The 24856-nt window shown below is 58.8% G+C and carries 16 protein-coding genes and 1 riboswitch; of the genes, 8 read left to right on the top strand and 8 right to left on the bottom strand.

What is annotated here, in order from left to right; translation table 11 throughout:
- The first annotated feature begins 288 nt into the window (after window positions 1–288).
- From BQ5379_RS04895 to BQ5379_RS04885, 4 genes are all read left to right on the top strand, one after another.
- The gene (locus tag BQ5379_RS04895) at window positions 289–3033 is read left to right on the top strand and encodes a family 78 glycoside hydrolase catalytic domain (RefSeq protein ID WP_071134402.1); all 2745 of its coding nucleotides are present in this window, start codon (window positions 289–291) and stop codon (window positions 3031–3033) included.
- A gap of 265 nt (window positions 3034–3298) precedes the next feature.
- Window positions 3299–3757, top strand: a complete 459-nt coding sequence (locus BQ5379_RS04890) for a DUF2806 domain-containing protein (protein WP_071134401.1) — start codon at window positions 3299–3301, stop codon at window positions 3755–3757.
- Window positions 3747–4229, top strand: a complete 483-nt coding sequence (locus BQ5379_RS11000) for a DUF2806 domain-containing protein (RefSeq protein WP_159431215.1) — start codon at window positions 3747–3749, stop codon at window positions 4227–4229. The genes BQ5379_RS04890 and BQ5379_RS11000 overlap by 11 nt, the downstream gene beginning before the upstream one ends.
- 160 nt (window positions 4230–4389) lie before the next feature.
- Window positions 4390–4460: riboswitch (Fluoride riboswitch) on the top strand.
- A 214-nt stretch (window positions 4461–4674) separates the two neighbouring features.
- Complete coding sequence (locus BQ5379_RS04885) at window positions 4675–5928, top strand: cation:proton antiporter (RefSeq protein WP_071134400.1); 1254 nt, start codon at window positions 4675–4677, stop codon at window positions 5926–5928.
- A 429-nt stretch (window positions 5929–6357) separates the two neighbouring features.
- On the opposite strand, the gene thiD is transcribed toward BQ5379_RS04885, so the two are convergent.
- From thiD to BQ5379_RS11215, 4 genes are all read right to left on the bottom strand, one after another.
- Window positions 6358–7725 (bottom strand): bifunctional hydroxymethylpyrimidine kinase/phosphomethylpyrimidine kinase, encoded by a 1368-nt coding sequence (gene thiD, locus BQ5379_RS11320; protein WP_071134399.1) that lies wholly within the window; start codon window positions 7723–7725, stop codon window positions 6358–6360.
- Between the two features lie 830 nt (window positions 7726–8555).
- Window positions 8556–9836, bottom strand: a complete 1281-nt coding sequence (locus BQ5379_RS04875; protein ID WP_083377592.1) for a DUF418 domain-containing protein — start codon at window positions 9834–9836, stop codon at window positions 8556–8558.
- A gap of 676 nt (window positions 9837–10512) precedes the next feature.
- Entirely contained in the window at window positions 10513–11451 is a 939-nt protein-coding gene (locus BQ5379_RS11220) for a WG repeat-containing protein (RefSeq protein WP_071134397.1), read from the bottom strand.
- A complete protein-coding gene (locus BQ5379_RS11215; RefSeq protein WP_071134396.1) occupies window positions 11448–12311 on the bottom strand; it encodes a vWA domain-containing protein in 864 nt (287 codons plus the stop codon). Before BQ5379_RS11215 ends, BQ5379_RS11220 begins: the two co-directional genes overlap by 4 nt.
- Window positions 12312–13035: 724 nt before the next feature.
- Here BQ5379_RS11215 and BQ5379_RS04855 point away from each other — a divergent pair.
- The 4 genes from BQ5379_RS04855 to BQ5379_RS04840 all read left to right on the top strand — a co-directional run bounded on the left by BQ5379_RS04855 (window position 13036) and on the right by BQ5379_RS04840 (window position 19389).
- Entirely contained in the window at window positions 13036–15162 is a 2127-nt protein-coding gene (locus BQ5379_RS04855; RefSeq protein ID WP_071134395.1) for a prolyl oligopeptidase family serine peptidase, read from the top strand.
- A gap of 212 nt (window positions 15163–15374) precedes the next feature.
- Entirely contained in the window at window positions 15375–15842 is a 468-nt protein-coding gene (locus BQ5379_RS04850; protein WP_071134394.1) for an alanyl-tRNA editing protein, read from the top strand.
- 155 nt (window positions 15843–15997) lie between these two features.
- Window positions 15998–16759: a DUF5689 domain-containing protein gene (locus tag BQ5379_RS04845; protein WP_143039389.1), complete on the top strand. Its 762-nt coding sequence runs from the start codon at window positions 15998–16000 to the stop codon at window positions 16757–16759.
- A gap of 1235 nt (window positions 16760–17994) precedes the next feature.
- Complete coding sequence (locus BQ5379_RS04840; RefSeq protein ID WP_071134392.1) at window positions 17995–19389, top strand: type III PLP-dependent enzyme domain-containing protein; 1395 nt, start codon at window positions 17995–17997, stop codon at window positions 19387–19389.
- Window positions 19390–20014: 625 nt separating this feature from the next.
- On the opposite strand, the gene BQ5379_RS04835 is transcribed toward BQ5379_RS04840, so the two are convergent.
- From BQ5379_RS04835 to BQ5379_RS04820, 4 genes are all read right to left on the bottom strand, one after another.
- The gene (locus tag BQ5379_RS04835; RefSeq protein ID WP_071134391.1) at window positions 20015–21127 is read right to left on the bottom strand and encodes an ROK family protein; all 1113 of its coding nucleotides are present in this window, start codon (window positions 21125–21127) and stop codon (window positions 20015–20017) included.
- A gap of 104 nt (window positions 21128–21231) precedes the next feature.
- Window positions 21232–22326 carry an alpha-amylase family protein gene (locus tag BQ5379_RS04830; RefSeq protein ID WP_205408192.1) on the bottom strand — a complete coding sequence of 365 codons (1095 nt, stop codon included), beginning with the start codon at window positions 22324–22326 and terminating at the stop codon, window positions 21232–21234.
- Window positions 22327–22691: 365 nt separating this feature from the next.
- Entirely contained in the window at window positions 22692–23645 is a 954-nt protein-coding gene (corA, locus tag BQ5379_RS04825) for a magnesium/cobalt transporter CorA (RefSeq protein ID WP_071134389.1), read from the bottom strand.
- Window positions 23646–23872: 227 nt separating this feature from the next.
- The gene (locus tag BQ5379_RS04820; RefSeq protein WP_159431214.1) at window positions 23873–24796 is read right to left on the bottom strand and encodes a menaquinone biosynthetic enzyme MqnA/MqnD family protein; all 924 of its coding nucleotides are present in this window, start codon (window positions 24794–24796) and stop codon (window positions 23873–23875) included.
- Window positions 24797–24856 lie beyond the last annotated feature (60 nt).

Here is a 24856-nt window from a genome sequence, read left to right as displayed (position 1 = left end):
TAAGGTCTAAATTATTATAGGGTTATGCGCTTTCCTGTTCTGAGTTGATCAATTGACGTACCTCATATTTCCCGGACTCAACACCTGCTTTTTGTATCATCGGCTCTATCAGGAGCCGATTTTTATTTTCAGCCACATCAAGAGATATTCAATTCTCCAGAAGTACGACATCTATTGAGGCGAATATACCCGTGCAAAACGGAATAATTATGGGTATATTTGCAGTTGTGCAATCGATTGAGAAGCTCCCCTGCCCATATATTACCCAAAACCAAACCCACCTCTGCCATGAAATGCTGGAAACCCCTCCTCCCGCTGTGCGGTCTGCTGCTGGCGGGATGCACGCCCGATCTGCAGGTCGGTGAGCTCAGCTGCGAGTACCGAACCGATCCGCCGGCCGTCGAAACACAACGCCCCGCGCTGGGCTGGAACCTGCTCGCCCGACAACGTGCCTCGTCACAGAGCGCCTATCGTATCCTGGTGGCCGACCGACCCGAACTGCTCGACCGCGACGAGGGAAACGTCTGGGACTCCGGACAGGTCGGCTCCGACGAATCGGTCCACGTGGCCTACGGCGGCGACTCGCTGCTGCCCGGACGCTGCTACTACTGGAAAGTGAAAGTGTGGGACCAGGAGGGTGACGAGTCGCCCTGGAGCGAGCCCGCCATGTGGCGGCAAGTGGCCCCGAACCCCACCTTCAGCTGGATCGGATACCGCCCCGCAACCGATCGGCCCGACCACGTCGCCTCCGTCTGGTTCCGCCGGAGCTACACCCTCGGCGAGCTGCCCGACGGGCCGCTCTACGCCGAAGTCGCCACACCCGGTTACTACGAACTCTACGTCAACGGGCAGAAGGTCGGCAGCGACCTGCTCTCGCCCTCGGTGTCGGGACGCGACCGGCGCACCTTCTACGTGAGCTACGACATCCGGCCCCTGCTGCAGGCCGGCCCGAACACCGTGGCCCTGTGGGTGGGACGCGGCTGGAGCGGCACGGCCCCCATTCCGGTGGCCTTCCGGTGCGACGTGCCGCAGGCCGACGGCAGCGTGGTGAGCCTTCAGACCGACTCCACGTGGCGTGCCCGCGAGAGCCACTACGCCACCATCGGCACCTGGTCGTGGGGCAACTTCGGCGGCGAGTGTCAGGATGCGCGCCGCGCCCTGGCCGAGTGGAACGCCTGCGGACTGGACGACACCGCGTGGGACCACGCCGAAACCGTCGCGAGCCCCTCGCCCCGGCTGGTGGCACAGCCCTGCGAGCTGAACCGGCAGCAGGAGTTCGAACCCGCCCGGAGCATCACCCGGCTCGATGACGGCAGCTACGAAATCGCCTTTGCGCGTGCCCTGACGGGCAACTATCGCGTCTACTTTCCGCCCCTGAAGGCCGGCGACACGGTGGTGCTCCACTTTGCCGACACCCGCTGGAGCGGCGAGGAGGCCGTCGAGACCCCGGCCGGACGGGTGGCGACCATGGGCCTGCGATACACCCGCGACGGAAAGCCCTACCGTTATCCCACCTACAACCAGCGCAGCCTCTACGTGGCCTCCGGTGCCGAGCAGGGCGGCGAGTACATCGAGTCGAAATTCAACCCGCTGGGCTTCCAGTACATCGTGGTCGAGGGGCTGAGCGAGGCCCCCGTACGGGCCGAAGCGGCACTGGTCGAGAGCGACCTGCAGCGCGTGGGCAGCTTCGAGTGTTCGAACGAGCTGCTGACGGAGATGCACCGCGTGAACGACTGGACGATGCGGTGTCTGAACCAGGGCGGCTTCTACGTCGACTGTCCGCAGCGCGAGCGTCTCGGCTACGGCGACGGGCAGGTCTCCATCGAAAGCTCGGTGATGAACTACCACATGCCCTCGTTCTACCGCAAGTTCGTGAAGGACTGGACCCTGCGGCAGAACCCGAAGACCGGCCACATGCCCCACGTGGCCCCGAATGCCAGCGGTGGGGGCGGTCCGGCGTGGGCCGGTCTGGTGGCCTCGGCGGCCTGGCGAAACTACCTCTACTACGGCGACCGCACGCTGCTCGAGGAGACCTATCCGGCCATGTACGCCTACCTGAAATACCTCGAGACGCTGAGCGTCGACGAGGTCTACCGGTCGGAGCCGGGCGAGTGGAACTCGATCGGCGACTGGCTGGCCCCGGGGCGCGGCATGGACACCAACAACTGGCCCGACACCACCATGGCCGCCCTGTTCAACAACTGCTACATCATCTACCTGTGGGACCTGCAGCGCCGCTCGGCCGAGGCGCTCGGTCTGGACGACGAGGCTGCGGCCTGCGCCCGGAAGATCGACCGGCTGCGCGAACGGGTCCACGCCGCCTACTACGATCCCGAACGGGGCTGCTACGTCAGCGACGAACAGCCCTACCTGCTGATGCCGCTGATGGCCGGCGTGGTTCCCGACACGCTGCGCGACGCGATCTGGCAGCGGCTCGAGGCGAACATCGACAGCCGCGGCACGTTCCAGACCGGAATGCTGGGGACCTACTTCCTGCTGAACTTCCTGCAGGAGAACGACCGCAACGACCTGATATACCGTCTTGTGAACCACACGAACTATCCCGGCTGGGGCTACATGCTCTCCCAGGGGGCCACGACCTGGTGGGAGCAGTGGAACGGCTACTATTCGCACATCCACTCGGTCTTCACGTCGCTCGACGGGTGGTTCTACCAGGGTGTGGCGGGGATCAGTCCCGCCTCGACCGACGTGGCGGGCATGAAGCATTTCCGGCTGTGTCCGGCCTACGACCTGCCGCTGGACACGGTGCAGGCCACGACCCGAAGCCCCTATGGCACGATCCGCAGCGGCTGGACGCGTCGGGCCGACGGCACCCTGCAGCTGCAGTTCGAGGTGCCGGCCAACTCCACGGCCGAGGTGTGGTTCCGTCAGGCCTCGCCCGACTCGATCTCCGAAGCGGGTTGTCCGCTGGAGCGCGTGGAGGGGGTCACGGAGGTGCGTCGCGAAGAAAACCGCACCGTGGCCCGGCTCGGCTCGGGCAGCTACTGTTTTGACGTGATCCCGCGGCCGTAACCCGCTCCGTTCACGTCCCCCGTTTGATGCTCCATATCCCCGGCGACGGGCCGCACAGGCACTCTCCTGAGGCGGTTCGCCGCCGGGATCGTTTTGCACGGGCAATTCAAATGCCGGGAAAAAAGGAACAATAAGCGACAACTCCCAAGATCGCCAAACAGTATATATATTCCACTTTATTATGTATGGGAATGATAATTATTAATATTTCCCGATTCTTTGCATCTTTGTATTATGCCGTTATTCCCCCGGCTTCAGACACCCAATGGACAGTTTAATTAAGATTGATAGCAAACCTATAGAAAAACTGATCGAAGTAATCAGTGCAGGATTGAGCGTATTGTATCGTCCCCGCCGTATACGAAAGGAGGCTGATGCCAAAGCATATGCAATCCAAACAATAGAACGAGCCAAGAATAAAGCCCAAGCTGAAGGAAAAATAATAGAGACGGAGACATGGGATAGAATCAATGATAGGCTCATCGCTAAGGAAAAAAAACGCCAAGACAATATTGATGACGTGGTTGAAATTGCAGCAAAAACGCTTGAATCCCAACCGACCGTATCCGACGTACCGGTCCATCCAGACTGGACAACAAGATTCTTTGATATTGTGCAAGATATTTCGGATGAAGATATGAAAAAACTGTGGGGCCAGATCCTTGCCGGCGAGGTGAAATCCCCCAGGATCATATACTCTGCGGACCCTCGAGTTGTTGCGTAACATCACGAAGGAGGAGGCAGAAACCTTTGTTAAAGTTGCGCAGTTTGTATTATACAGAAATGGATACTTCATTTTAGAAGGTCGTGGAGGCGGTTTGCCCGAATTTGGAATTTCATATTCAGATATAGCAAATTTGACGGAAATTGGGCTCTTACAGGCGGGAACATTTGTGGGACAATCATTTAAATCATTGCCCGATAAAAAGTCCACAAGTGTAATTTTATATCAAAACAAACAGCTATTGTCGATAACCCTAGACCCTGGAGTAAAAGAAGTTTTTTTGCCCGCCAATGTGCTTACACGTGCAGGGAAAGAGTTATATCAACTCATCCCGGTTACCCCTAATATTGATTATTTGAAAACGGTAGCCGCTGCGATCAAAGGACCCAATGTCTCTGTTGGATATGCTGAAGTACGCTCCGTCAGTGATGACGGCAGAATACATTACCAGCAACCAATCATACCGTTATAAATTACGGTTTTTTCGATTTGTTTGCATGTGTAATTATATTGAGCTGATTATGAGGGTGATAATTGACTAAACAAATTCTATTGGCGAAAGCGTTTTGGGGCAATTTGCCCTAACCAAAGATCCTTTTGTTTTTTCGAACCAAAAACGTACCTTTGCCGCAACGCACACAGGCAATGGTATCTGCCTCGAACCGCCGCCCGATCGGGATGTGCTGATGATACCTGCGGAAGATAAATAGTCACACGGAACTATTGTCGGCAGGCATTATGGCGGTTAACAACTCCACACACTTCACCACGCAGACCTCGCAACCCTCACCACTCCGCAGACTCGCACTGCGGGGCGTCGCGTCGTGTCTGCCCGGATTCCGACCGCAGGGCCCGAACCTCTGCCCGCCGACGCTCCGTCCGACCCGATTCATTCACTACACACTAAATCCAATACCATGTTAGTCAGCTTTGCCTACATTTTCCTGCTGGGCCTGTCGATGGGCTACATCTTCAACCGGCTGCGGCTGCCCGCCCTGCTCGGGATGCTCATCTCGGGGATCATCCTCGGCCCCTATGCGCTCAACGCCCTCTCGCCCTCGCTGCTGTCGGTGTCGGTCGAACTGCGGCAGATCGCGCTGGTCATCATCCTGATGCGCGCCGGCCTGGCCCTCGACATCAACGACCTCAAACGGGTCGGACGTCCCGCCCTGCTGATGTGCTTCGTCCCGGCCTGCTTCGAGATCGCCGGCATGATGCTCGTGGCACCCGCCCTGCTCGACATCTCGCTGCTCGACGCCGCCGTGATGGGAACCGTCGTGGCGGCCGTCTCGCCCGCCATCATCGTCCCCAAGATGCTCTACCTGATGGAAAACCAGATCGGTACGCGCAAAAGCATCCCGCAGATGATTATGGCCGGCGGATCGGTCGACGACGTCTTTGTCATCGTCCTCTTCACGGCCTTCACCACCCTCTCGCTCGGCGGCGAAGTCTCGGCCGCCAGCTTCGTGCAGATCCCCGTCTCGATCGTCACCGGACTGGCGCTCGGCATCGGCGTGGGATGGCTCCTGTCGCGCTACTTCCGACGCTTCCACATGCGTGACTCCATCAAGGTGCTGATCATGATGAGCCTGGCCTTCCTGTTTCTCGGTCTCGAAGGGTGGCTCAAGGGCATCGTTCCGATCTCCGGACTGCTCGCCGTCATGGCCATGGGCGCCACCCTCCTGAAAACATACCCTCTGCTGGCCAAACGCATCTCGCCGAAATACTCCAAACTCTGGGTGGCCGCCGAAATCCTGCTCTTCGTGCTGGTGGGCGCAACGGTCGACATCAAGTTCGCCCTCGCCGCCGGACTGGCTGCCGTCGGGGTCATCTTCATCGTGCTGCTCTTCCGCATGGTGGGCGTCTTCGTCTGCATGATACACACCGACCTCACGCTGCGCGAACGGCTCTTCTGCATGATCGCCTACCTGCCCAAAGCTACGGTTCAGGCGGCCATTGGGTCGCTCCCGCTGGCCATGGGACTCCCCTGCGGCAAAATTGTCCTGACGGTGGCCGTCCTGGCCATCCTGATCACCGCGCCGCTCGGGGCCTTCGGTATCGACATGACCTACAAACGGCTGCTGATGCCCTCCGGACGCGACCAATCGGATCCGGGCAACATACCGGCCGATTCGCTGGGCGAGTTCGGCGGACAGAACCGGAACGAATAGCCGCTCCTTCGGTCGGCGGGGAGAACGGCGCGGGGCGGGGGGTGAGAGGTTCCCTCGCCTGACACCCGGGACACTCCCCGTCCCCCGAGGGAACCGCCTCGGGCGAAAAACAATCCGGAGAACCGTGTCGGGAGTGCCGATAACGACAAACCAGAAGGGGCGGATGGGCCCTTCGGGTAGGATGAACGCCCCGCGCGGGAGGGTTCCCCGGCCGGAGCGTGAATGGAACGGCCCGGAAGAGACTTAAAACGGGGGCCGGAAATCTGAATGGAGACCGGTTGAAAACCGATGCGAAACGCCCCCCGACCGACCGTCCGGCCGGCCGGACGGAATCCGATCTGACCGGAGAAGTGGCGGGGAGATGGCCGGAACCCGAAACAGGAGACGGGGGAACGGGGAGGAGGAAGAGGACGCGGAGCGAAGATGGCGCTACCCGCGGTCGGTGACCACGCGGTCCATACGGGCGTCGTGGTCGTCGGTCGGGACCCGGTCGACCAGCTGGAAATCAAAACAGATGCCAATCCGGCAGACCTCGGGCAGCGAGGCCAGCAGCCGGTCGTAGTATCCCTTGCCGCGCCCCAGCCGGAACCCCGACCGGTCGAAGGCCACGCCGGGAACCACAACCAGCTCGATGCGGTCGTAGTCGTCGAAATAGTCGCCCACCGGTTCCATGATGTTCAATGCCCCCTGGGTCCAGCCCCGGGCGGGGTCGTAGCGTTTGAGGCGCAGCCCCTCGGGCAGGCTCACGGGTAGCAGCACCTCCCGACCTTCGGCTGCCAGCCGTTCGATCAGTCCGCGGGTGTCGACCTCCGAGGGTAGCGAGTGGTAGAGCAGGATGACCCGTGCCGCGCGAAAACGCTCGTCCTCGGCCAGGTGGCGCAGGACGGCTTCCGAGGCACTCTTGCGCCGCTGGGGCGTCTGTTCCCGGAGCTGACGCAGCATTCGGTAGCGGAGGTTCTCCTTCTGCGTGGCGATGCGCTGACTGCCGAAGGGCTGCACGGGACCGTAACCCGACCCGAAGCGGTACGGTACGGCCTGTAGCAGGGCTTCGTGGATAAATTTCTCGGCCCGTGCCACGGCATCCGCCAGCCGCCAGCCGCGGGCCAGGTAGGTGGCGATGGCCGAGGCGAACATGTCGCCCGAACCGTTGACGTTCCGTGTCGGCACGTCGGGCTTGCGGAACTCGCGGAACAGGTCGCTCTGCGGGTCGTAGAACCAGTCGGTGCGCTGGCCCTGATCGACGATGGCCGACTTGACCACTACGGCCGTGGCACCGTCCCGGCTCAGCTCCCGCAGCTCGTCGCGCCAGGCGTCGGGGCTCAGTTCGTGCCCCAGCAGCAGTTCGGCTTCGCGGCGGTTGGGGGTGATGACCGTGGCACGCGGCACGAGGTGCTCCCGGTAGCAACGCACGGCGTCGGCCTCGAGCAGCGGGTCGCCTCCGGAGCTGACCATCACCGGATCGACCACCAGCGGTACGGTCGGGTAGCTGCGCAGCACGGTCGCCACGCTCTCCACCAGAGTGGCCGAATAGAGCATCCCGGTTTTGAGGCAGTCGGCCCCCACGTCCTCCATGAAGGAGCGGATCTGACCCACCACCAGTGTCTCGGGGATCGGGAAGACTTCCCGGACGTGGCGTGTATCTTCGTTCACCACGCAGGTCAGCGCCGCGGCCGCGTAACCGCCACAGGCGGCGATGGCCTTGATGTCGGCCTGCATACCGGCCGAGCCGAGCGGTTCGCTGCCGGCCACCACAAAGACCCGATGCGGGATCTGTTCTTCGGTTTCGTGTTGTTCCATGAGTTGCTATTTGTATTATCGGGTGACGCGCGTTTGTTTTCGTTGCACCGGCGCCGCTAACAATCCATTGTTCCGCCGCGAGCACGGTGGCTTCGGGCACCCCGTCAGAGGAGTTTCTAACGGCGTAAGCGATACGGAGTATCGCCTGCTCTACCGCGAGCACGCGGACGCCGCCCGCGCAGGGCAGTCGATGAATGGTTGTTATGATCGATACACAATCTATTCCGGCGAATAGATTGTGTATCAGATACATTTCATCATCCACCAATGAACCAGTACGGAACTGCCCTCACGCCGGGCAGGCGGTGCCTTCGGGCACTCCGACAGAGGGGTTTCTAACGACGTAAGCGATACGCAGTATCGCCTGCTCCACCGCGAGCACGCGGGGCCCGCGCGGCAGCGCAGTCGATGAACGGTTGTTATGATCGATACACAATCTATTTCGGCGAATAGATTGTGTATCAGACACATTTCATCATCTACCAATGAACCAGTACGGGACTGCCCTCACGCCGGGCGGGCGGTGCCTTCGGGCACCCCGTCAGAGGGGTTTCTAACGACGTAAGCGATACGCAGTATCGCCTGCTCCACCGCGAGCACGCGGGGCCCGCGCGGCAGCGCAGTCGATGAACGGTTGTTATGATCGATACACAATCTATTCCGGCGAATAGATTGTGTATCAAATACATTTCATCATCTACCAATGAACCAGTTCGGAACTGCCCTCACGCCGGGCGGGCGGTGCCTTCGGGCACCCCGTCAGAGGGGTATTACCTCCAATCGGGGCCGTGCCGTACACTTTAGGTCTGTCGGCTGTTGCGGCTAACAAATCACTGCTTCGCGGCGGTTGAGTCTGCTCTCCGTTGCGAAGGAACCCCTATCCACGTGAGGCGTTTCCAAATCCACTCCAGCGGCCCCTGACGGTGACGCGATAACCACCACCGGCTGAAACCCCACAACAGGGCGAAAATTCCCACGGCTATGAGCAGACAGGCCGTTGCGCCGGTGGTGCGGTACAGCCCCAGGCCGAAACCGTAGAAGAGCGTCACGCCGATAATGGACTGAGCAATATAATTGGTCAGGCTCATCCGACCGAAGGGGATGAAAAGGCGCTGGAATCGGTACCCTTTCCCGCGGTCGTACCACAGCAGTACGAAACAGCCCACCAGGAAACACATCATCAGGAAGTTGGTGATCGAGGGCAGCGCAATCTCCACCGGCATCAGCAACCGGGGGTCGCCCTGCACCATGTCGGGCACCACCATGCGCAGCAGATTGACGGGCACGAAGAGCAACGCGGCGTAAAGGGTAATCTTTTTCCACAGGGCGATGGAGCGCGGGGTGTCGGAGAATAGGTCGAGCCGCCCGGCCGCCGTCCCGAACAGGAAGAGTCCGCCGATCTGGAATATGCGTCCGTTTTCGATCTGCCACAGGTTACCGTAGAGCTGTCCGTAGGTGATGTTCGAGCCCACCACTTCGGTCAGGCTGCCGGACTCCATGACAGGTTTGGCCAGCCGGGCATACTCCATCCAGTGGTTTCCGTACTCGGGCAGGGGAATGTCGCCCAGGGCACAGAGCATCCGGATCCACTCCACGGGCTGGAGGATCATCACGCCGGCCAGGATGAGCATGGCGCGGGTCGAGAGACGCGACACGGCCACCAGGAAAAGCCCCATCACGGCATAAAGCAACAGGATGTCACCGTTGTAGAACAGGGAGTGGAACTGCGAAAAGAGTACCAGCAGGAGCATCCGCCAGACGAACCGTCCGCGGAAGTGGAGTCCGCGTCGTTCGGCGTTTCGGAGCTGGATGTAGAAGCTGAGTCCGAACAGCAGCGAGAAGGTCGAGAAGGCTTTGCCGGCCATCAGAAACCAGGTGGTGTCCCACACGCCGCGGTCGAGTGCGGTGAGCCACTGCGGATAGTTCTCGGGAATGTGGTACAGGTTGTAGTGTTCGAAACAGTGCAGGATGACGATCGCAAACAGGGCAATGCCTCGCAGGGCGTCGACCACTTCGATGCGGTGGTTGGGGTTTGGGTCCCGGGGTTTACGGGTCTCCGGGGCTGTCGGCTGTTGCTGGGACGTGGCGGCACCGATCGTACTGGGTGTCATGGGTGAATAGGGTTTAGGGTTAGTAATCATATGGGGTTTCGGGGTGTAAAGTTACTAAATCCTTGCTTCCGCCGCGAGCACGGTGTCTCCGGGCACTCCGACAGAGGGGTTTCTAACAACATAAGCGATACGCAGTATCGCCTGCTCCGCCGCGAGCACGGTGCCTCCGGGCACTCCGTCAGAGAGGTCTCTAACGAAATAAGCGATACGTAGTATCGCACGCTCCGCCGCGAGCACGGTGCCTCCGGGCACTCCGTCAGAGGGGTTTCTAACGACGTAAGCGATACGCAGTATCGCACGCTCCACCGCGAGTACGGTGCCTCCGGGCACTCCGACAGAGAGATTTCTAACAACGTAAGCGATACGGAGTATCGCACGCTCCGCCGCGAGCACGCGGACGCCGCCCGCGCAGGGCAGTCGATGAACGTTTTTTTTGATCGACACACAATCTATTCGTTGGAATAGATTGTGTATCATATATTCTATCATCTGCCAATGAACCAGTACGGGACTGCCCTCACGCCGGGCGGGCGGTGGCTTCGGCCACCCCGGCAGAGTGGTATTACCTCGAACCGGGGCTGTGCCGTACACTTTATGTCTGTCAGCTGTCACCGCAAATCAATTGCAGCTCCGCTGCGGGAATCCGATAGAGGGGATTATAGTGGGGAATAAGTGGTTAGCTCTTGATTCTGGGCAGGCGGATAGTCTCCCACGTGTCGCTTCCGGCGGGGAGAACCTGGGCTGTACCGTCGGCCGAGACCGAGCGGGCATCCGCGTATATTGCTCCGGGGGCGACCTCTTCACCTTGTTCGCTGACGTATCCCCAGCAGTCGCCCCGACGAATCAGTGCATAGCCGTAGTCGAATTCACCCATCCAATCGTATTGCAGCGGAACGACCGTGTGTCCCATGCGGTCGAGGCAGCCGTAACGACCGTCGCGTTCGACGTATGCAAACCGCGAACCGTCCCACGACAGGTCATCGTAAATCGGAGCGATCACCTGACGGCCCTCCTGGTTGATAAGGCCCATCAGTGTTCCCTGTTCGTCACCCGGTGCGGCGACAGCCACGGCGGCCCGGCCTTCGCCGAAGTCGCCCGCCCAAACATACTGTGCTTCGATCACGAGGTGTCCTGCCGCATCAGCATAGCCGAAAAGATCACCGCGGACCACTACCCGCAATCCTTCGTATAGTTCGCCCGCGCTGTCGGGTTCGTCAGAGATAGGTACGTCGGTCGAAGAATCCTCTGTGGCAGGTGTGTCCTCAGGCTCAATCGAGGAAGAATCGGTATCGGCCGGTGTTTCCACGGCACGCAACGCGACCGGATAGTAGGCGCCGGTACCATCCTCGCCGAAGACAAAGGCTTCGTCGGGTAGCAACTGTCCGTAGCGGTGAGCGTTCCGAAGGGCGGCCGGGGTGGTGAAGCAGGTCAGGTCGTGGGCGTGGCCGTTCAGCGTGACGCGAAAGGTAACCCGCCCCGTACCGCAGACATAGACCGGAAGACCGGTCGGATCGGTCACGGGATGCAGGTCGCGGAGGGTGGCAAAACGGCCCGAAGGGTTGGCGATTGTCTCGATGTAGTCGCCGATGGAGGGATAGGGGCGGTGGAGCGTCATAGCAGCAGGTCGGATGTGGCGGTGCCGATGTTCATCATGCGGACCAGGTCGGTCACGTTGGCGTGGTAGGCCATGCCGCGCACCGGAACGGTCATCGGGCGGCCTGTCGTGCGGGCAATCTCGTCGCGGTAGAGCGGCGGCATCGGGCTCGATATGTCGAACAGCAGCCGGGCGTAACGATCTTCGGGCAACTCGTCGGCCGTGGCGGGGAAGAGAATCGGTGTATGTTCCGAATGGCTGATGTGGATGTTCAGCAGCAGTAGGTTGCCGTCGGCCGTAGCCAGTGAACGGAGTCGTGCGGCTGCTGCGGCTACCTTTTCCGGAGTGCCGTCGGTCGCCTCGCCGTCCGTGATGTTGATGACGGTGGGCGGGTAGCAGGGGGATCCCTTGTGACGGGCGCACCATGCGTGCAGCAACTCGTGGGCTTTCTCCAGAGCGGCCACCATCGGGGTGTTCCACTCTGCGGCCGGACGTACCCACACCGGTTCGCGCATGACGGTGGCGATTTGACGTCCGTCGGGCAGGGTGCGAAAACGTTGCACGTCGCGCACCTCGACGGGGTTGTCGGCCAACTCTTCCGGAGTCAGAAACCATTCGTCGCCCATGGTGGGCAGCGCCGAACGCACTTCGGAGGCCGAGTAGCCCACCACGGCGATGTCGTAGTAGTGTTGGTAGCCGGCGGTGCGTCGCGATCGGGCGACCAGTTCGGCGAGCAGGGTGTTGATGGCAGTGGCGACGGCTTGCGACTTGGTGACGTCGCGACCGTTCCATCGGGTCGGTTCGGCCATCGAGCCGGATTGATCGACCAGCAGCACGATGGCAGTGGGGCAGGTCTGGGTGATGCGGGCCAGGTAACTCATGGAGTGGGGTGTTGGGTGAATAGGGGTTGCCGGTGCGGTGGTGTCTCGTTCGGGTCGGGACTTCGGTCGGAGGCGGGATGATCGGCGGAGGATCAATCCCGGAACGAGAAATCCGGCGGGAACGAACGGGCCCCAACTGCACGCGCAGAAGGCGACGGGAAGAGCCGTCTCTACAAAGATACATACAAAAACCGGCACGGGGCAAAAAATCTCACCCTCGTCCTGTAATCCGGATAGCGGCGGGTGCAACGGCCGAGACGGAACGTTGTTGATAGGTTCCGGTCGATGGACGATGGTGGGGTAGGGGAGCAGAAAGAGAGGATGTCGGCCGGCGACTCCCGTGAATCGCAAAAAAATAGTACATTTACTCTCTGAAAAAGGGCGTCACATTGTTGCGATGGAAGCCGGAAACCCCAGCGAAAACGGAGAGGAAATATGTGGTCTATAGATATCACTCCTCTGAAAGTGTTTGCTGCGATGTAGAGGCTGTGTTTCTGGCGAAAAGCGGACTTCCGTGACGGAAACATCGCCTTGCTTTGGGTCAAAAGGCTTGATAATCGGCCCTGAAACGAGTGTGGGCAAGCTTTCGGGCAATTTGGCAGTAACGACCTTGGTGTCGTGAGTTGGAACGACGGGAAGTGTTGCACTCCCAAAAATGTGTACCCCCAAGCGTTGCGCTCCAGAAAGTGTTGCGCCCCAAAAAGAGCAGAAAAATTTGTTGCCTATGAAATTCTATACCCTATGCGGTGTCGCCGCCCTTGCCGCGGCGTTCGCCGGTTGCCAGAACACCATGACCATCAAGACGAAACCCTATCCGGTTGCCCGCATGGACACCACCGTGCAGGACGACTATCACGGTACGATCGTCAAAGACCCGTACCGTTGGCTCGAAGACGACAATTCGGCCGAAACGGCTGCCTGGGTCAAGGCCGAGAACGAAGTGACGCAGGACTACCTGTCGCAAATTCCCTACCGTGACCGCATCAAGGAGCGGCTCACCCAGCTCTACGACTATCTGAAGGAGGGCACCCCGTTCCGTGTGGGTGAGTACTACTTCTTCTACAAGAACGACGGGCTTCAGAACCAGAGCGTACTCTACTATCAGAAGGGGCTGGACGGAACGCCCGAAGTGTTCCTCGACCCCAACACCCTCTCCGAGAACGGGACCGTGGCGCTGAACACCGTCACCTTCTCGAAAGACGATCGTTATGCGGCCTATTCGGTCTCGAAGTCGGGGTCGGACTGGGTCGAAATCTTCGTGATGGAGGTGGCCACCCGCAAACAGCTCGCCGACAAGATCGAGTGGGTCAAGTTCAGCGGGGCCAGCTGGGGTAAGGACGGTTTCTACTACAGCCGTTACGATGCACCCGCTCCCGGAGCCAGCGCCTATTCGGCCAAAAACGAGTACCAGAAGGTCTATTTCCACAAACTCGGCACCTCGCAGGCCGAAGACCAGTTGGTGTATGAAGATAAGGAACACCCGTTGCGCTACTTCTCGGGCCAGGTGAGCGACGACTTCAAGTGGCTCTTTATCGTCGCTTCCGAGGGAACCAGCGGCACCGAAATCCTCTACAAGGACCTCACCGCTCCCGGTGCCGGTTTCAAAACGCTCTTCCCGGGCTTTGCCAACGACTACGCCATCGTCGACTGCCGGGACGACCGGGCGCTGGTGCTGACCAACGACGAGGCTCCGAACTTCCGGCTGGTGTCGGTCGATCTGCGTGCCGCTGTGCCCGCGGTTGAGGATGTCATCCCGCAGAGCGAAAACCTGCTCCAGTGGGTCACCACGGCCGGCGGGTCGCTCATGGCCGGCTATCTGAAGGATGCGTCGAGCCGGGTCTGCCAGTACGACCGCTCGGGTAAACTGGTGCGCGAAATCACCCTGCCCGGCATCGGTACCGTCAGTGGATTTGACGGCGAGCAGGACGATACGGAGGTCTTCTACGGCTTCAGCAGCTTCAACGTGCCGCCGACCTCCTACCGTTACTCGCTGGCCGACGGAACCTCGACCCTCTATCGCCAGACCAAGGTCAACTTCGACGTCTCGGCCTTCGAGGTGGAACAGGTCTTCTACACTTCGAAAGACGGTACGCGCGTGCCGATGTTCCTGGTCTACAAAAAAGGCCTCAAACGCGATGGCAACAACCCGGTTTACCTCTATGCCTACGGCGGATTCAACATCAGCCGTACGCCGGGATTCTCGCCCTCGAACATCCTGCTGCTCGAACAAGGCGGGATCTACGCGCTGGCCAACATCCGCGGTGGCGGCGAGTATGGCGAGGCCTGGCACCGTGCCGGGATGCTCGAAAAGAAACAGAATGTCTTTGACGACTTTATCGCTGCGGCCGAGTACCTGATCGCCGAAAAATATACCTCGCCGAAAAAACTGGCCATCGCCGGCGGTTCGAACGGCGGGCTGCTGGTGGGGGCCTGCCTGACGCAGCGTCCCGACCTCTATTGCGCCACCTTCCCGATGGTCGGCGTGCTCGACATGCTGCGGTACCACCGCTTTACGATCGGTTGGGGGTGGGTCGTGGAGTACGGCTCGGCCGACAATGCCGCCGATTTTCCGTACCTCTACAAATACTCGCCGCTGCATAACATCAAGCCGGGCACCTGCTATCCGCCGACGCTGATCATGACGGCCGATCACGACGACCGTGTCGTGCCGGCCCACTCCTTCAAGTTCGGTGCCACGCTCCAGGCGGCACAGGGTTGCGACCAGCCGATTCTGCTGCGTGTCGAGTCCGATGCCGGTCACGGTGCGGGCAAACCGATCTCGAAAACCATCCAGGAACAGGCCGACATCTGGTCGTTCTTCCTGTGGAATGCCGGGGTGCGTGAGTTTTAGTCCGCACCGGGCCTGACTGCTGTACACGTTCCGGTCGGGGCCTCCCGACCGGAACGTGTGCTATGGGGACCTTCCCTGCCTTGTGGAGTGACGACCGCCGGCTGGGCAGTTGAGGCGTTCGGTATTCGGGGAAAGGACGCTTGATGTACGTTTTTGAGCCTTTTTCCCGTTATGAATAATTCAATATAACCACTGATAAACTCTTTGATTTCATGAGCGAAAAAGTATATCCGCGTGAGATGCACACTGCCGAACATATTTTGGGCGGTACGATGGTGCGGATGTTCGGTTGCGGCCGGGCTGTAACCACTCACCTCGAACGTAAAAAGTCGAAGGTCGATTTCGATTTTCGCAGCATCGGCCGCAATCTGACCTCCGAAGAGGTCGAGGACCTGACGCGGGTGGTCAATAATCAGATCGATCTTCACCTGCCGGTCACTTTCCGGATGGTGCCTTATGCCGAAGCGGCTGCGGAGTTCGACCTCTCGCGCCTGCCGGAGAGTGCTGCGTCTGGGCCCGATGCGCAGTTGCGGATTGTCAGCGTCGGCGATTACGACCGCTGCCCCTGTATTGGTGAGCATGTGACGAACACTTCCGAGATCGGCCACCTGCGCATCATCTCGACTGACTACGACGAGCAGAGCGGAATTCTGCGTATCCGTTTCAAACTCGATCAATAAAACCGCCTGCGGGTGGTCGCCGGTCGGTGTCGATGGTGTCGGAGGGGAGAAGGAGTGCTGGAGCATGTATGGCTATGGGCGGTTCGATGCGGGGTTGTGTCCTCGCTTTTGTCGTTATCTTGTCCGCTGTCCGATTGGTTAGCTTTATGGTTGTAATGCGTCTGAAATATCTGTTTCTTGCGCCGCTGCTGCTCGTCATGGGCGGTTGCGGCTACGATCGTTTCGACGCGTTGCCCGAACCGGACGAAACGGCGCCTCACGCCAATACCACGCTGGCCAGTGTGCGCAGCTATTACGAGAGGGGCGAGGTGGATATGCCGGAGGGGGTCGTTGTCGGTGGACGGGTCACTACGTCCGATTCGGCGGGGAATTTCTACAAAATGATCGTCATTCAGCAGGGCGACGCGTCGCTCGCCGTTCTGACGGGCACATATGATACCTATTCGGCTTATCGGCCGGGGGAGCGTGTCGTTGTGCGGCTCGACGGGTTGCGGCTCGGCTTGTGGGACGGGATGCTGGCTGTCGGTGTGCCCGAATCGGACTATCCCAAGGGAATCGACTATATTTCGTCGGATGTGGTGCTGCGGCAGATGATGTTTCGGTCCGAAGAGCCGATGCCGGAGATCGATACGCTGGAGGTGACGATCCCCGAGGTGACGGAGGCGTTGGCTGGGCGTTTGGTGCGGGTCGTGGACGGTAGTTTTACCCAAGGGGGACGGCATACCTGGAGTGGTGAGCAAACTTATTCGATCGGTTATGGTCGTTCGGTGAAGGTCTATACCAGTCCGTATGCGACGTTTGCGGACTATGTGCTGCCCGAAGGAAAGGTTGATTTGGTGGGAGTGGTGACGACTTATCGGGAGAGTGTACAGATTAAGGTCAGTTCGACGGATGATGTGCACCCGGTGGAACCGTGAGTGGCTTATGGAGAAATGTGTCGGGGTTTTGAAAAGGCATGGGCAATAAACCGCATCGCACTGCTGCGAATACGGTGGCTGTAGCCACGAGAGATTTGCCTTCAAGATTTACGCACAACATAGTTGGCCGTAATACTCCCTCTTTGCTCCGCCGCGAGCACGCGGCCGCCGCCCGCGCAGGGCAGTCGAAGAACAGTTCTGAATAGTATGAAAAAAACGCGTTGGGAGAATCGATCGATTTGCCGCGTTGCAAATCGGTCGATTCTCTCTTTTTTTAACGCATTTTTTGTTTGGCGAGGCGAACAGTCCGGGACTGCCCTCACGCCGGGCGGGCGGTGCCTTCGGGCACTCCGTCAGATTGGTATTGCCTCGAATAGAAGTTTGTCGGGATATGCCAGTGTTACGGTAGTGAATGGTGGTATCTATGGGCGTAATTACTTCTCATTGCTCCGCCGCGAGCACGCGGACGCCGCCCGCGCAGGGCAGTCGAAGAACAGTTCTGAATAGTATGAAAAAACGCGTTCGGAGAATCGATCGAGTTGCAACGCGGCAAATCGATCGATTCTCTCTTTTTTCAACGTGTTTTTTTGTTTGGCGCGGAGAACAGTCTGGGACTGCCCTCACGCCGGGCGGGCGGTGCCTTCGGGCACTCCGTCAGATTGGTATTGCCTCGAATAGAAGTTTGTCGGTATATGCCGGTGCTACGGGCGGTATCTATGGGTGTAATTACTTCTCATTGCTCCGCCGCGAGCACGCGGACGCCGCCCGCGCAGGGCAGTCGAAGAGCAGTTTTGGATAGTATGAAAAAACGCGTTCGGAGAATCAATCGATTTACCGCGTTGCAAATCGGTCGATTCTCTCTTTTTTCAACGTGTTTTTTTTGTTTGGCGCGGAGAACAGTCTGGGACTGCCCTCACGCCGGGCGGGCGGTGCCTTCGGGCACTCCGTCAGATTGGTATTGCCTCGAATAAAGGTGGTTCCGAATGGTAATCTTTAAAGGCTCGCAACATGATGCGTTGGAGGGCGTATCTTTCCGAAGAATCCTGCTAAAACAACGGTTGTGTTGCCTCGAAAATGTTGATGCAAATTTATAGCTGTCTATGATGGCGAAACCGAAAAATCATTGCATCTTTGTAACGCATTTGGCAATTTCGAGGAATCCGGCTTGTGCGGATTTGTCTCCCGGGGCCAATGTAGTGAAGTTACTTAACCATAAACCGTCCAATCCGACGTAGATGAAAAATAAGTATATCGACCTTATCGAACAGACTTTTGAGTTCCCCCAGGACGAATTCTCGGTGGTGGATAACAGTCTCCAGTTCCACGAAGTGCCCCTGATGGACATCATCAAGCAGTATGGAACCCCGCTGAAGATCTCGTATCTCCCCAAAATCAGTTCGCAAATCCAACGGGCCAAGAAACTCTTTAATGTGGCGATGGCCAAGGTCGATTACAAAGGTTCGTACAATTACTGCTATTGTACCAAAAGTTCGCACTTCTCCTTTGTGCTCGAAGAGGCACTCAAAAACAAAATCAATCTCGAAACCTCGTCGGCATACGATATTCACATCATCAACGCCCTGTATGACGGAGGAATGCTCGACAAGGACACCTTCATCGTATGCAACGGATACAAACGGCCCCAGTATGCCGAAAACATTGCGGGGCTGATTAACAGCGGGTTTATTAATACGATTCCGGTGATCGACAACAAGGAAGAACACGATCTGCTCGATGCCGCTATCGAAAGACCCTGCTTCGTTGGTATCCGAATCGCATCGGAAGAGGAACCCAAGTTTGACTTCTACACCTCGCGTCTCGGTATTCGCTACCGCGAAATCAAGAACTACTATCTCGAGAAGATCAAGCCCAACAAGAAGTTCCGGCTCAAGATGCTGCACTTCTTCATCAATACCGGCATCCGCGATACGGCCTACTACTGGAATGAACTCTCGAAGTGTCTGGCCGTCTATTGCGAACTGAAAAAGGTGTGTCCGGACCTCGATTCGCTCAACATCGGCGGCGGATTCCCCATCAAAAACTCGCTCGCTTTCGACTACGACTACGAGTACATGGCCGAAGAGATCGTAGCCCAGATCAAGAACTATTGCAATACGAACGGAATCGAAGAACCAAACATATTCACCGAATTCGGATCGTTCACTGTGGGTGAAAGCGGCGCAACGCTCTATTCGATCATCAACCAGAAACAGCAGAACGACCGTGAGTTGTGGTACATGATCGACAGTTCGTTCATGACCACCCTGCCCGATACGTGGGGTATCAACCAGCGTTTCATGATGCTGCCCATCAACAACTGGGACAAGGAGTACCAGCGTGTGTTCCTCGGCGGGTTGACCTGCGACAGCGAGGACTACTACAACGCCGAGGCCCATCAGAATGCGATCTTCCTGCCCAAACTGACGCCCGGCGATCCGCAGTACATCGGTTTCTTCCACACGGGGGCCTACCAGGAGTCTTTGGGCGGTTACGGTGGCATTCAGCACTGTCTGATTCCCGCGCCCAAGCACATTATCATCGACCGCGATAAGGACGACAACGAATACTATACCCGTCTGTTTGCCAAGGAGCAGAGCTACCGTTCGATGATGCGTATTCTGGGCTACTGATTGTGAGTTCGGGAGGCGGTCGTTGGGGATGAGGAAAGTTGCGATCGTGAGTCCGTGGGTGGGGGTGTGAGGACGTGAGGGATGTGGAGGCAAGGATTAAGGGTGTGTTCGCGGCGGTGGTCGAAGGGTAGTGTGCGAGGAGTTATGCGAGAGTAGGGGTGGTTGCCCGGGTGATCCCCCAGAATATATCTAGCGGTTGATGGGGTGTAGTTAAGAGGTGAGCAGGGTTGGCTTGTTCAGCGGTGGGGAAGTGGTGGAATGTGTATGGGGAGGGCCGGCTGAGAGATTCCTCTGATAAATGTTGTGCCTCTTGAAAGGTAAGACGTAAATAACTCTTTATAGGAAAAAGCGTTTTCCCGATTTCCCGGGGAGACGCTTTTTTATTGGGTTACGGTTTAGTGAAATGGTGTGGCAACGTTTATTGTTCATTCCGGATTCTTATCGTCGCATTTCCCTTGTCACTTGTTTCCACCTCCACCTTTCTCCTTTCTCCTTTCACCTTTCACCTTTCTCCTTTCACCTTTCTCCTTTCTCCTTTCTCCTTTCACCTGCAACCCCTAAGACTGCAAAAAGCCCGCGCTCCGGAGGGGGAACGCGGGCTGGAAAAATGATTCGGAATGAGAACTTATCGGGCCTGACGGTCCAGTGCGCTGAGGGCGAAGGCGTAGGCGCCGATGCTGATGGCTTTGCTGGTGCCGATGTGCGAGAAACCGATCCCGACGCGAGGCATCGAATCGTAGGTCACGCGTTCGGTGGTGTGCGGGATTTGGATCTGTTTCACCTCGCCCTGGAGGAATTCGGCCATTTGGGCCTCGTCCTCGAGGTAGAAGGCCTTTTGGGCCAGACGCGGGAACGATGCGCCCGTTGCACCGGTAAAGTGGCTGTGGATCTCTTCCATCATGGCCGGTACGAACAGCGAGCGTGCGCCGGCCACACCGCCACCGATGACGGCGATACCGTCCACGATGGTCAGTACGTTGCAGAGGGCATCGCCCAGTGCCTGACCCATGCGGCGGAAGGATTCGAGGGCTGCAGCCTTGTCACCCTCTTTTGCGCCGATCCCGATTTCGTAGATGTCCTTGGGAGTGGGCAGATGGTCAGCGGGGGTGCCGGTCAGTTCGCCGTACACGCGGCGCACGGCACGGATGCTGATCGACTCTTCGATGTTTTGTTCCTGGTGGTAGCGTTGGCTGAGCAGCCACACTTCGGCGGCAGCCGAGTTGTCGCCCAGGAAGAGGTTGCCATTGCGGACGATACCGCCGCCGAATCCGGTTCCGAGGGTCAGCCCCACCAGATTGTGGTAGCGTTTCGGGCTGCCGGCTTTTTCGAGCTGTGCGTTGACCCAGGGGAGGTAGCCGCTGATGGCTTCGCCGTAGGCATAGAGGTCGCCGTCGTTGTTGATGAAGACCGGAATGCCGAATTCGGCGGCCAGCATCGGGCCCACGGCCACGCCGCCTTTGTAGGCCGGGAGGTTGCCGATGTTCCAGATGATGCCGTTGGGGTAGTCGGCCGGGCCGGGGAAAGCGAAACTGATGGCCACGGGGGGCTCTTTGAGGCGCGAGCGGACGGCGTGGAAGCCGTTGATGAGGTTGGCCAGGCTCAGCTCGAGGTTATTGGCGGCCGAGGGAAGGTGGATCGGTTCGACGACCTCTTCGCATCCGCGGATGGCTCCGAAAACGAAGTTCGTGCCGCCGGCGTCGAGGGTCATGACCGTACGTTGGTCAGTATTGTAACTCATAGTGGGTCGTATTAAAACGATTCGGGTTATTGTACAAATGTAGGAAATAAAAATTTGTCACAAGCATACGGCCGGCTCAAAGTTGAACGTTCCGCCCCGGGAGGCTAATGTTCGCCTTTGTAGAATTTGGCCATCTCTTCGATATTGATGGCGTTCTGTTTGAAGCGGGCGTCTTCGCCGGCGCTCTCGAGCGTGTAGGGTAGGGTGGTGGCGGAGTCGGGCCATGCAAAACCGTACCAGCCCCGTTTGATGCTGTCTTTTTGTTCCATGAGCGATTTGGCGTCGTGGGTTGCCCAACCCGAAATGCACTGGATCAACTGGGTCTGGGGGCCGATCGCATTGCGTACCTTTTTCAGGTATTCGGCATCGGAGTTTTCACTCATCAGCCAGTCGGCCTGTTTGAAGATCCGGCTGCCGGGGCGGATCTGCGGATGGGTGAGGTCGTGGCAGGTCAGCCACACGATGCAGTCGGGATTGGCACGCTTGGCCGACTGGTAGATGGTGTCCCAGCAGCGTTCCACCGAGCGGCGTTTGTACTCCAGCACCTGGTCGTAGGTGATTTTGTCCTGGCCGGGGAACGGCTCGCCGAACAGCTCGGCGTAGATCTCCTGTTCGCAGGGCATCCACTTCATCGCTTCGGCCGAGTCGCGCGGGGCGGTGAACAGGGCGTCGATCATGAATCCGTCGATCCCGGTCTCTTTCACCGCTTCGTAGATCACTTTGCCCAGGTAGTCGAGGTACTCGGAGGTGTAGACGATGTGGAACATGCTTTGGTTGTCGTACACTTCGTCGGGGTGTTCCTCCAGCCACCGGACGTTGGTGCCGGGCGAGAAGTAGCCCATCACGCGCATCCCCTCCTTGTGGCCCATGTCGACCAGCTCTTTCAAGAAGTTGGATTTCAGCCCGGGAACCTTCGGGGCGATTTTGCTGTCGTACCACGCGTAACCGTTGTGGCTCACGCAGAAACTCTGGATCGTATTCACGCCGTGGGCCTTGTACCACTCGAGGTGGGTGCGGGGATCGGCATTCGAAAAGTCTTCGGGGCGCGAGAGGCTGGCGTAGCCTTTGCCGCTCCAGTTGAAGTCGATGCAGAAGGCCTGTATGGGCTCTTCGGCGATGTTTTTACCTCCGTTCGAACTGCATGACAGCAGGGCGGAACATACCAGTCCGAGGAGTCCGATTTTTTTGACAGCGTTCATCATGATTCGGGGTGTAAAGAGTTGGGGTTTGGGGTGTGGTGCCGAAGTCCTGCCCGAGACGTGCGGAATGCGGGGTGCGGTGGCATGCTTGTCCGGGGTGACTGCGAACCTTATCTTACAAAAATTGTAAAATTTCCCGAGATATCCAAGGCGTGCGGCATGGAGTGCGGTGGTGTGGAAATCTGCCCGAAGATTTGTATGGAAAAATGCGAAGACAGGGAGAAATGGGTGTTATGCTTCCTCTCTGAATGACAAAGCCCGCCGGAGAAGGCGGGCTTTGTCTGTATGGGGCAGTTCGGACGGATGGGACTTCGCACGGTGTGGAGTCCCGTCGGCGAACGGTTGGGGTCTGTTCAGGCGAGGGGTTACATCCACTTCTTGCGTTTGAAGAAGTAGAGGGTCAGCCCGATGGAGAGCAGCATCAGCAGGATGGCGAAGTGGAAACCGTACTCCCACTCGTCGAACGGCGCGAGACGGTAGTTCATGCCGTAGATGCCGGCGATCAGCGTGGGGGGCATGAAGATCACCGAGAGGATGGTAAACATCTTGATGATCTTGTTCTGTTCGATGTTGATCAGACCCATGAAGGTGTCCTGCAGGAACTCGAGTCGCTCGAAACTGAAGTCGGCGTGGTTGAGCAGCGAGCCGACGTCCTTGATCATGATCGTGACGCGCGGGTAGATGTCGTTCGGGAAGCGTTCGCTGCGCTGGATGCCGGAGAGCAGACGCTGACGGTCGAAGATGCTTTCGCGCAGGATCATGGTGTTCTCCTGGAGGCGGTTGATCTCCAACAGCACCTCTTTGTCGACGCTCTTGTCGACGTCGTTGTTGGTGGCGTTCAGGGCGGCGATCTGGCGCGAGATGATTTCGACCATGTCGGCGTCAAGGTCGATTCGGGCTTCGAGGATCGACACCAGTACGTGGTAACCGGTCGTGTAGGAGCGGTAGTTCATCTGGATCTTGCGGCTGGCTTCGCTGAAGGTGCGCAGGTCGGAGTTTCGTTCCGACACGAGCAGCCCTTCGCTCAGGATGAACGAGACGGTCTCCACTTCGAAGCGGCCGTCCTTGAGGATCGTGAAGCTGGTGTTGCAGATGATCGAGTCTTCGAGTTCGGAGTAGCGCGACGAGGTTTCGATCTCTTCGGCCTGCTGACGGGTCAACAGGTTCACGTCGAGGAAACTCTCTACGAGTTTGCGCTCTTTTGCGGTGGGGACCACCAGGTCGATCCACAACAGATCGTCGTATCCGAGCTCTTCGAACACTTTGGGGTCGGGATCGCGGATAATCTTGTTGATGGACTTCAGATAGAGAATAATCATTTCGCTCGCTCCTCTTTAATCGTTAGTAAACAGTTCTTTGCGGGGGGAGGACCGGTGCTTCTGTCGGTGTCTCTTTCGAGGCGGGCACTGCGCGTTGCGGCGGAAGTCTCCGGGCCGGTGGCGGGTCCGATGGTGGCGCCTGCTTCGCCTGGGTGTGGTCGGGGGCGGGCGTCTGTGGGACTGCGGCAAAGAACGATGGATGAGTCGGGGGATTAAAGGGGATTCAGTCAGCCGGGCGAGATGATTTTTTCCCAAAAGAGGTGCATGGCCTGTCGCTTCGGGGCGTCGAGTCGGAATTTGATCGACTGGGTCAGGTAGCGGTAGGCGGTGTCGAAGTCGAAGTTGCGTGAACGGTTGACCGTGCCGGTGATGGATTCGGCGATGTGGTCGACGCCGTAGGCGAGGGCCTGGTTCAGCCGGGGGGCGAAGGCCGCTCCGGCGGGGGTGCAGGCGACCCAGGCGGCAAAGACGAAGGGAAGACCGCCGGTGAAGTTGGCCCACTCCTGGGCCAGGTCGTAGCAGTAGGCGTAGGGGTGGGCGGCGCGCAGGGCAAAGACTTTGTCGCCGATGGCGACCATGGCTTCGCCGGGGGCGAGGGCGTGGCCTTCGGTGGCGAAGGTCGAGGCGCAGTCGGCAAAATCGACCCAGTAGGGGACTATGTGCCAGTGTTCGCGGGCCAGCACGCGGACCAGTTGTACGGAGGTGCGGGAGTGGCAGTCGAGGTAGACTTTGCGCACTTGGTCGAGGGGGGTGTCGGACAGCAGTACGACGGTGTCGACGGCACCTTCGGCGCCGATGCAGTAGTCAGTAATGACGTGGGGGGTGAACGGGGTGGGCTGACCGTCGGTGCCTGCGATACTTGTGTCGGTGGTATCGGTCTGGGTGGCAACTTTAGTGGCGGCGGTCGGGAAGCCGGGAATCAGTGGGATGGCGGCCGTGGGGACCAGTGCGATGTCGGTCTGGCCGGCGATGGCGTCGGCGGCACACAGTGCCGGGACCCTAAGCGAAAGGGCAATATCCGACCCTGCGGGCCGCCGTTCCGCTTCGCTGGCCGTCGCAGTGGAGGCCGTCGAAACCGGAAGCGCAACCTGCTGTTCGATGCCGTAGATGAACGGCAGCGTGTTCAGGTAGGATACAGCAGTAATTCTCACCGGGGTCGTCACCCATAGGGATAGGGATTGATGAAACAATAATTTGCCACCGCGAAGGTA

It is taken from the genome of Millionella massiliensis, from assembly GCF_900104655.1.
Lineage (GTDB): Bacteria > Bacteroidota > Bacteroidia > Bacteroidales > Rikenellaceae > Rikenella > Rikenella massiliensis.
This window is presented reverse-complemented; position numbering and strand designations above follow the sequence as displayed.

Bases quoted from the DNA above. Each gene is read 5' to 3' on its own strand.
- BQ5379_RS04895 (WP_071134402.1), top strand. From the start codon at position 289: ATGAAATGCTGGAAACCCCTCCTCCCGCTGTGCGGTCTGCTGCTGGCG.
- BQ5379_RS04890 (WP_071134401.1), top strand. From the start codon at position 3,299: ATGGACAGTTTAATTAAGATTGATAGCAAACCTATAGAAAAACTGATC.
- BQ5379_RS04885 (WP_071134400.1), top strand. From the start codon at position 4,675: ATGTTAGTCAGCTTTGCCTACATTTTCCTGCTGGGCCTGTCGATGGGC.
- thiD (WP_071134399.1), bottom strand. From the start codon at position 7,725: ATGGAACAACACGAAACCGAAGAACAGATCCCGCATCGGGTCTTTGTG.
- BQ5379_RS04875 (WP_083377592.1), bottom strand. From the start codon at position 9,836: ATGACACCCAGTACGATCGGTGCCGCCACGTCCCAGCAACAGCCGACA.
- BQ5379_RS11220 (WP_071134397.1), bottom strand. From the start codon at position 11,451: ATGACGCTCCACCGCCCCTATCCCTCCATCGGCGACTACATCGAGACA.
- BQ5379_RS11215 (WP_071134396.1), bottom strand. From the start codon at position 12,311: ATGAGTTACCTGGCCCGCATCACCCAGACCTGCCCCACTGCCATCGTG.
- BQ5379_RS04855 (WP_071134395.1), top strand. From the start codon at position 13,036: ATGAAATTCTATACCCTATGCGGTGTCGCCGCCCTTGCCGCGGCGTTC.
- BQ5379_RS04850 (WP_071134394.1), top strand. From the start codon at position 15,375: ATGAGCGAAAAAGTATATCCGCGTGAGATGCACACTGCCGAACATATT.
- BQ5379_RS04845 (WP_143039389.1), top strand. From the start codon at position 15,998: ATGCGTCTGAAATATCTGTTTCTTGCGCCGCTGCTGCTCGTCATGGGC.
- BQ5379_RS04840 (WP_071134392.1), top strand. From the start codon at position 17,995: ATGAAAAATAAGTATATCGACCTTATCGAACAGACTTTTGAGTTCCCC.
- BQ5379_RS04835 (WP_071134391.1), bottom strand. From the start codon at position 21,127: ATGAGTTACAATACTGACCAACGTACGGTCATGACCCTCGACGCCGGC.
- BQ5379_RS04830 (WP_205408192.1), bottom strand. From the start codon at position 22,326: ATGAACGCTGTCAAAAAAATCGGACTCCTCGGACTGGTATGTTCCGCC.
- corA (WP_071134389.1), bottom strand. From the start codon at position 23,645: ATGATTATTCTCTATCTGAAGTCCATCAACAAGATTATCCGCGATCCC.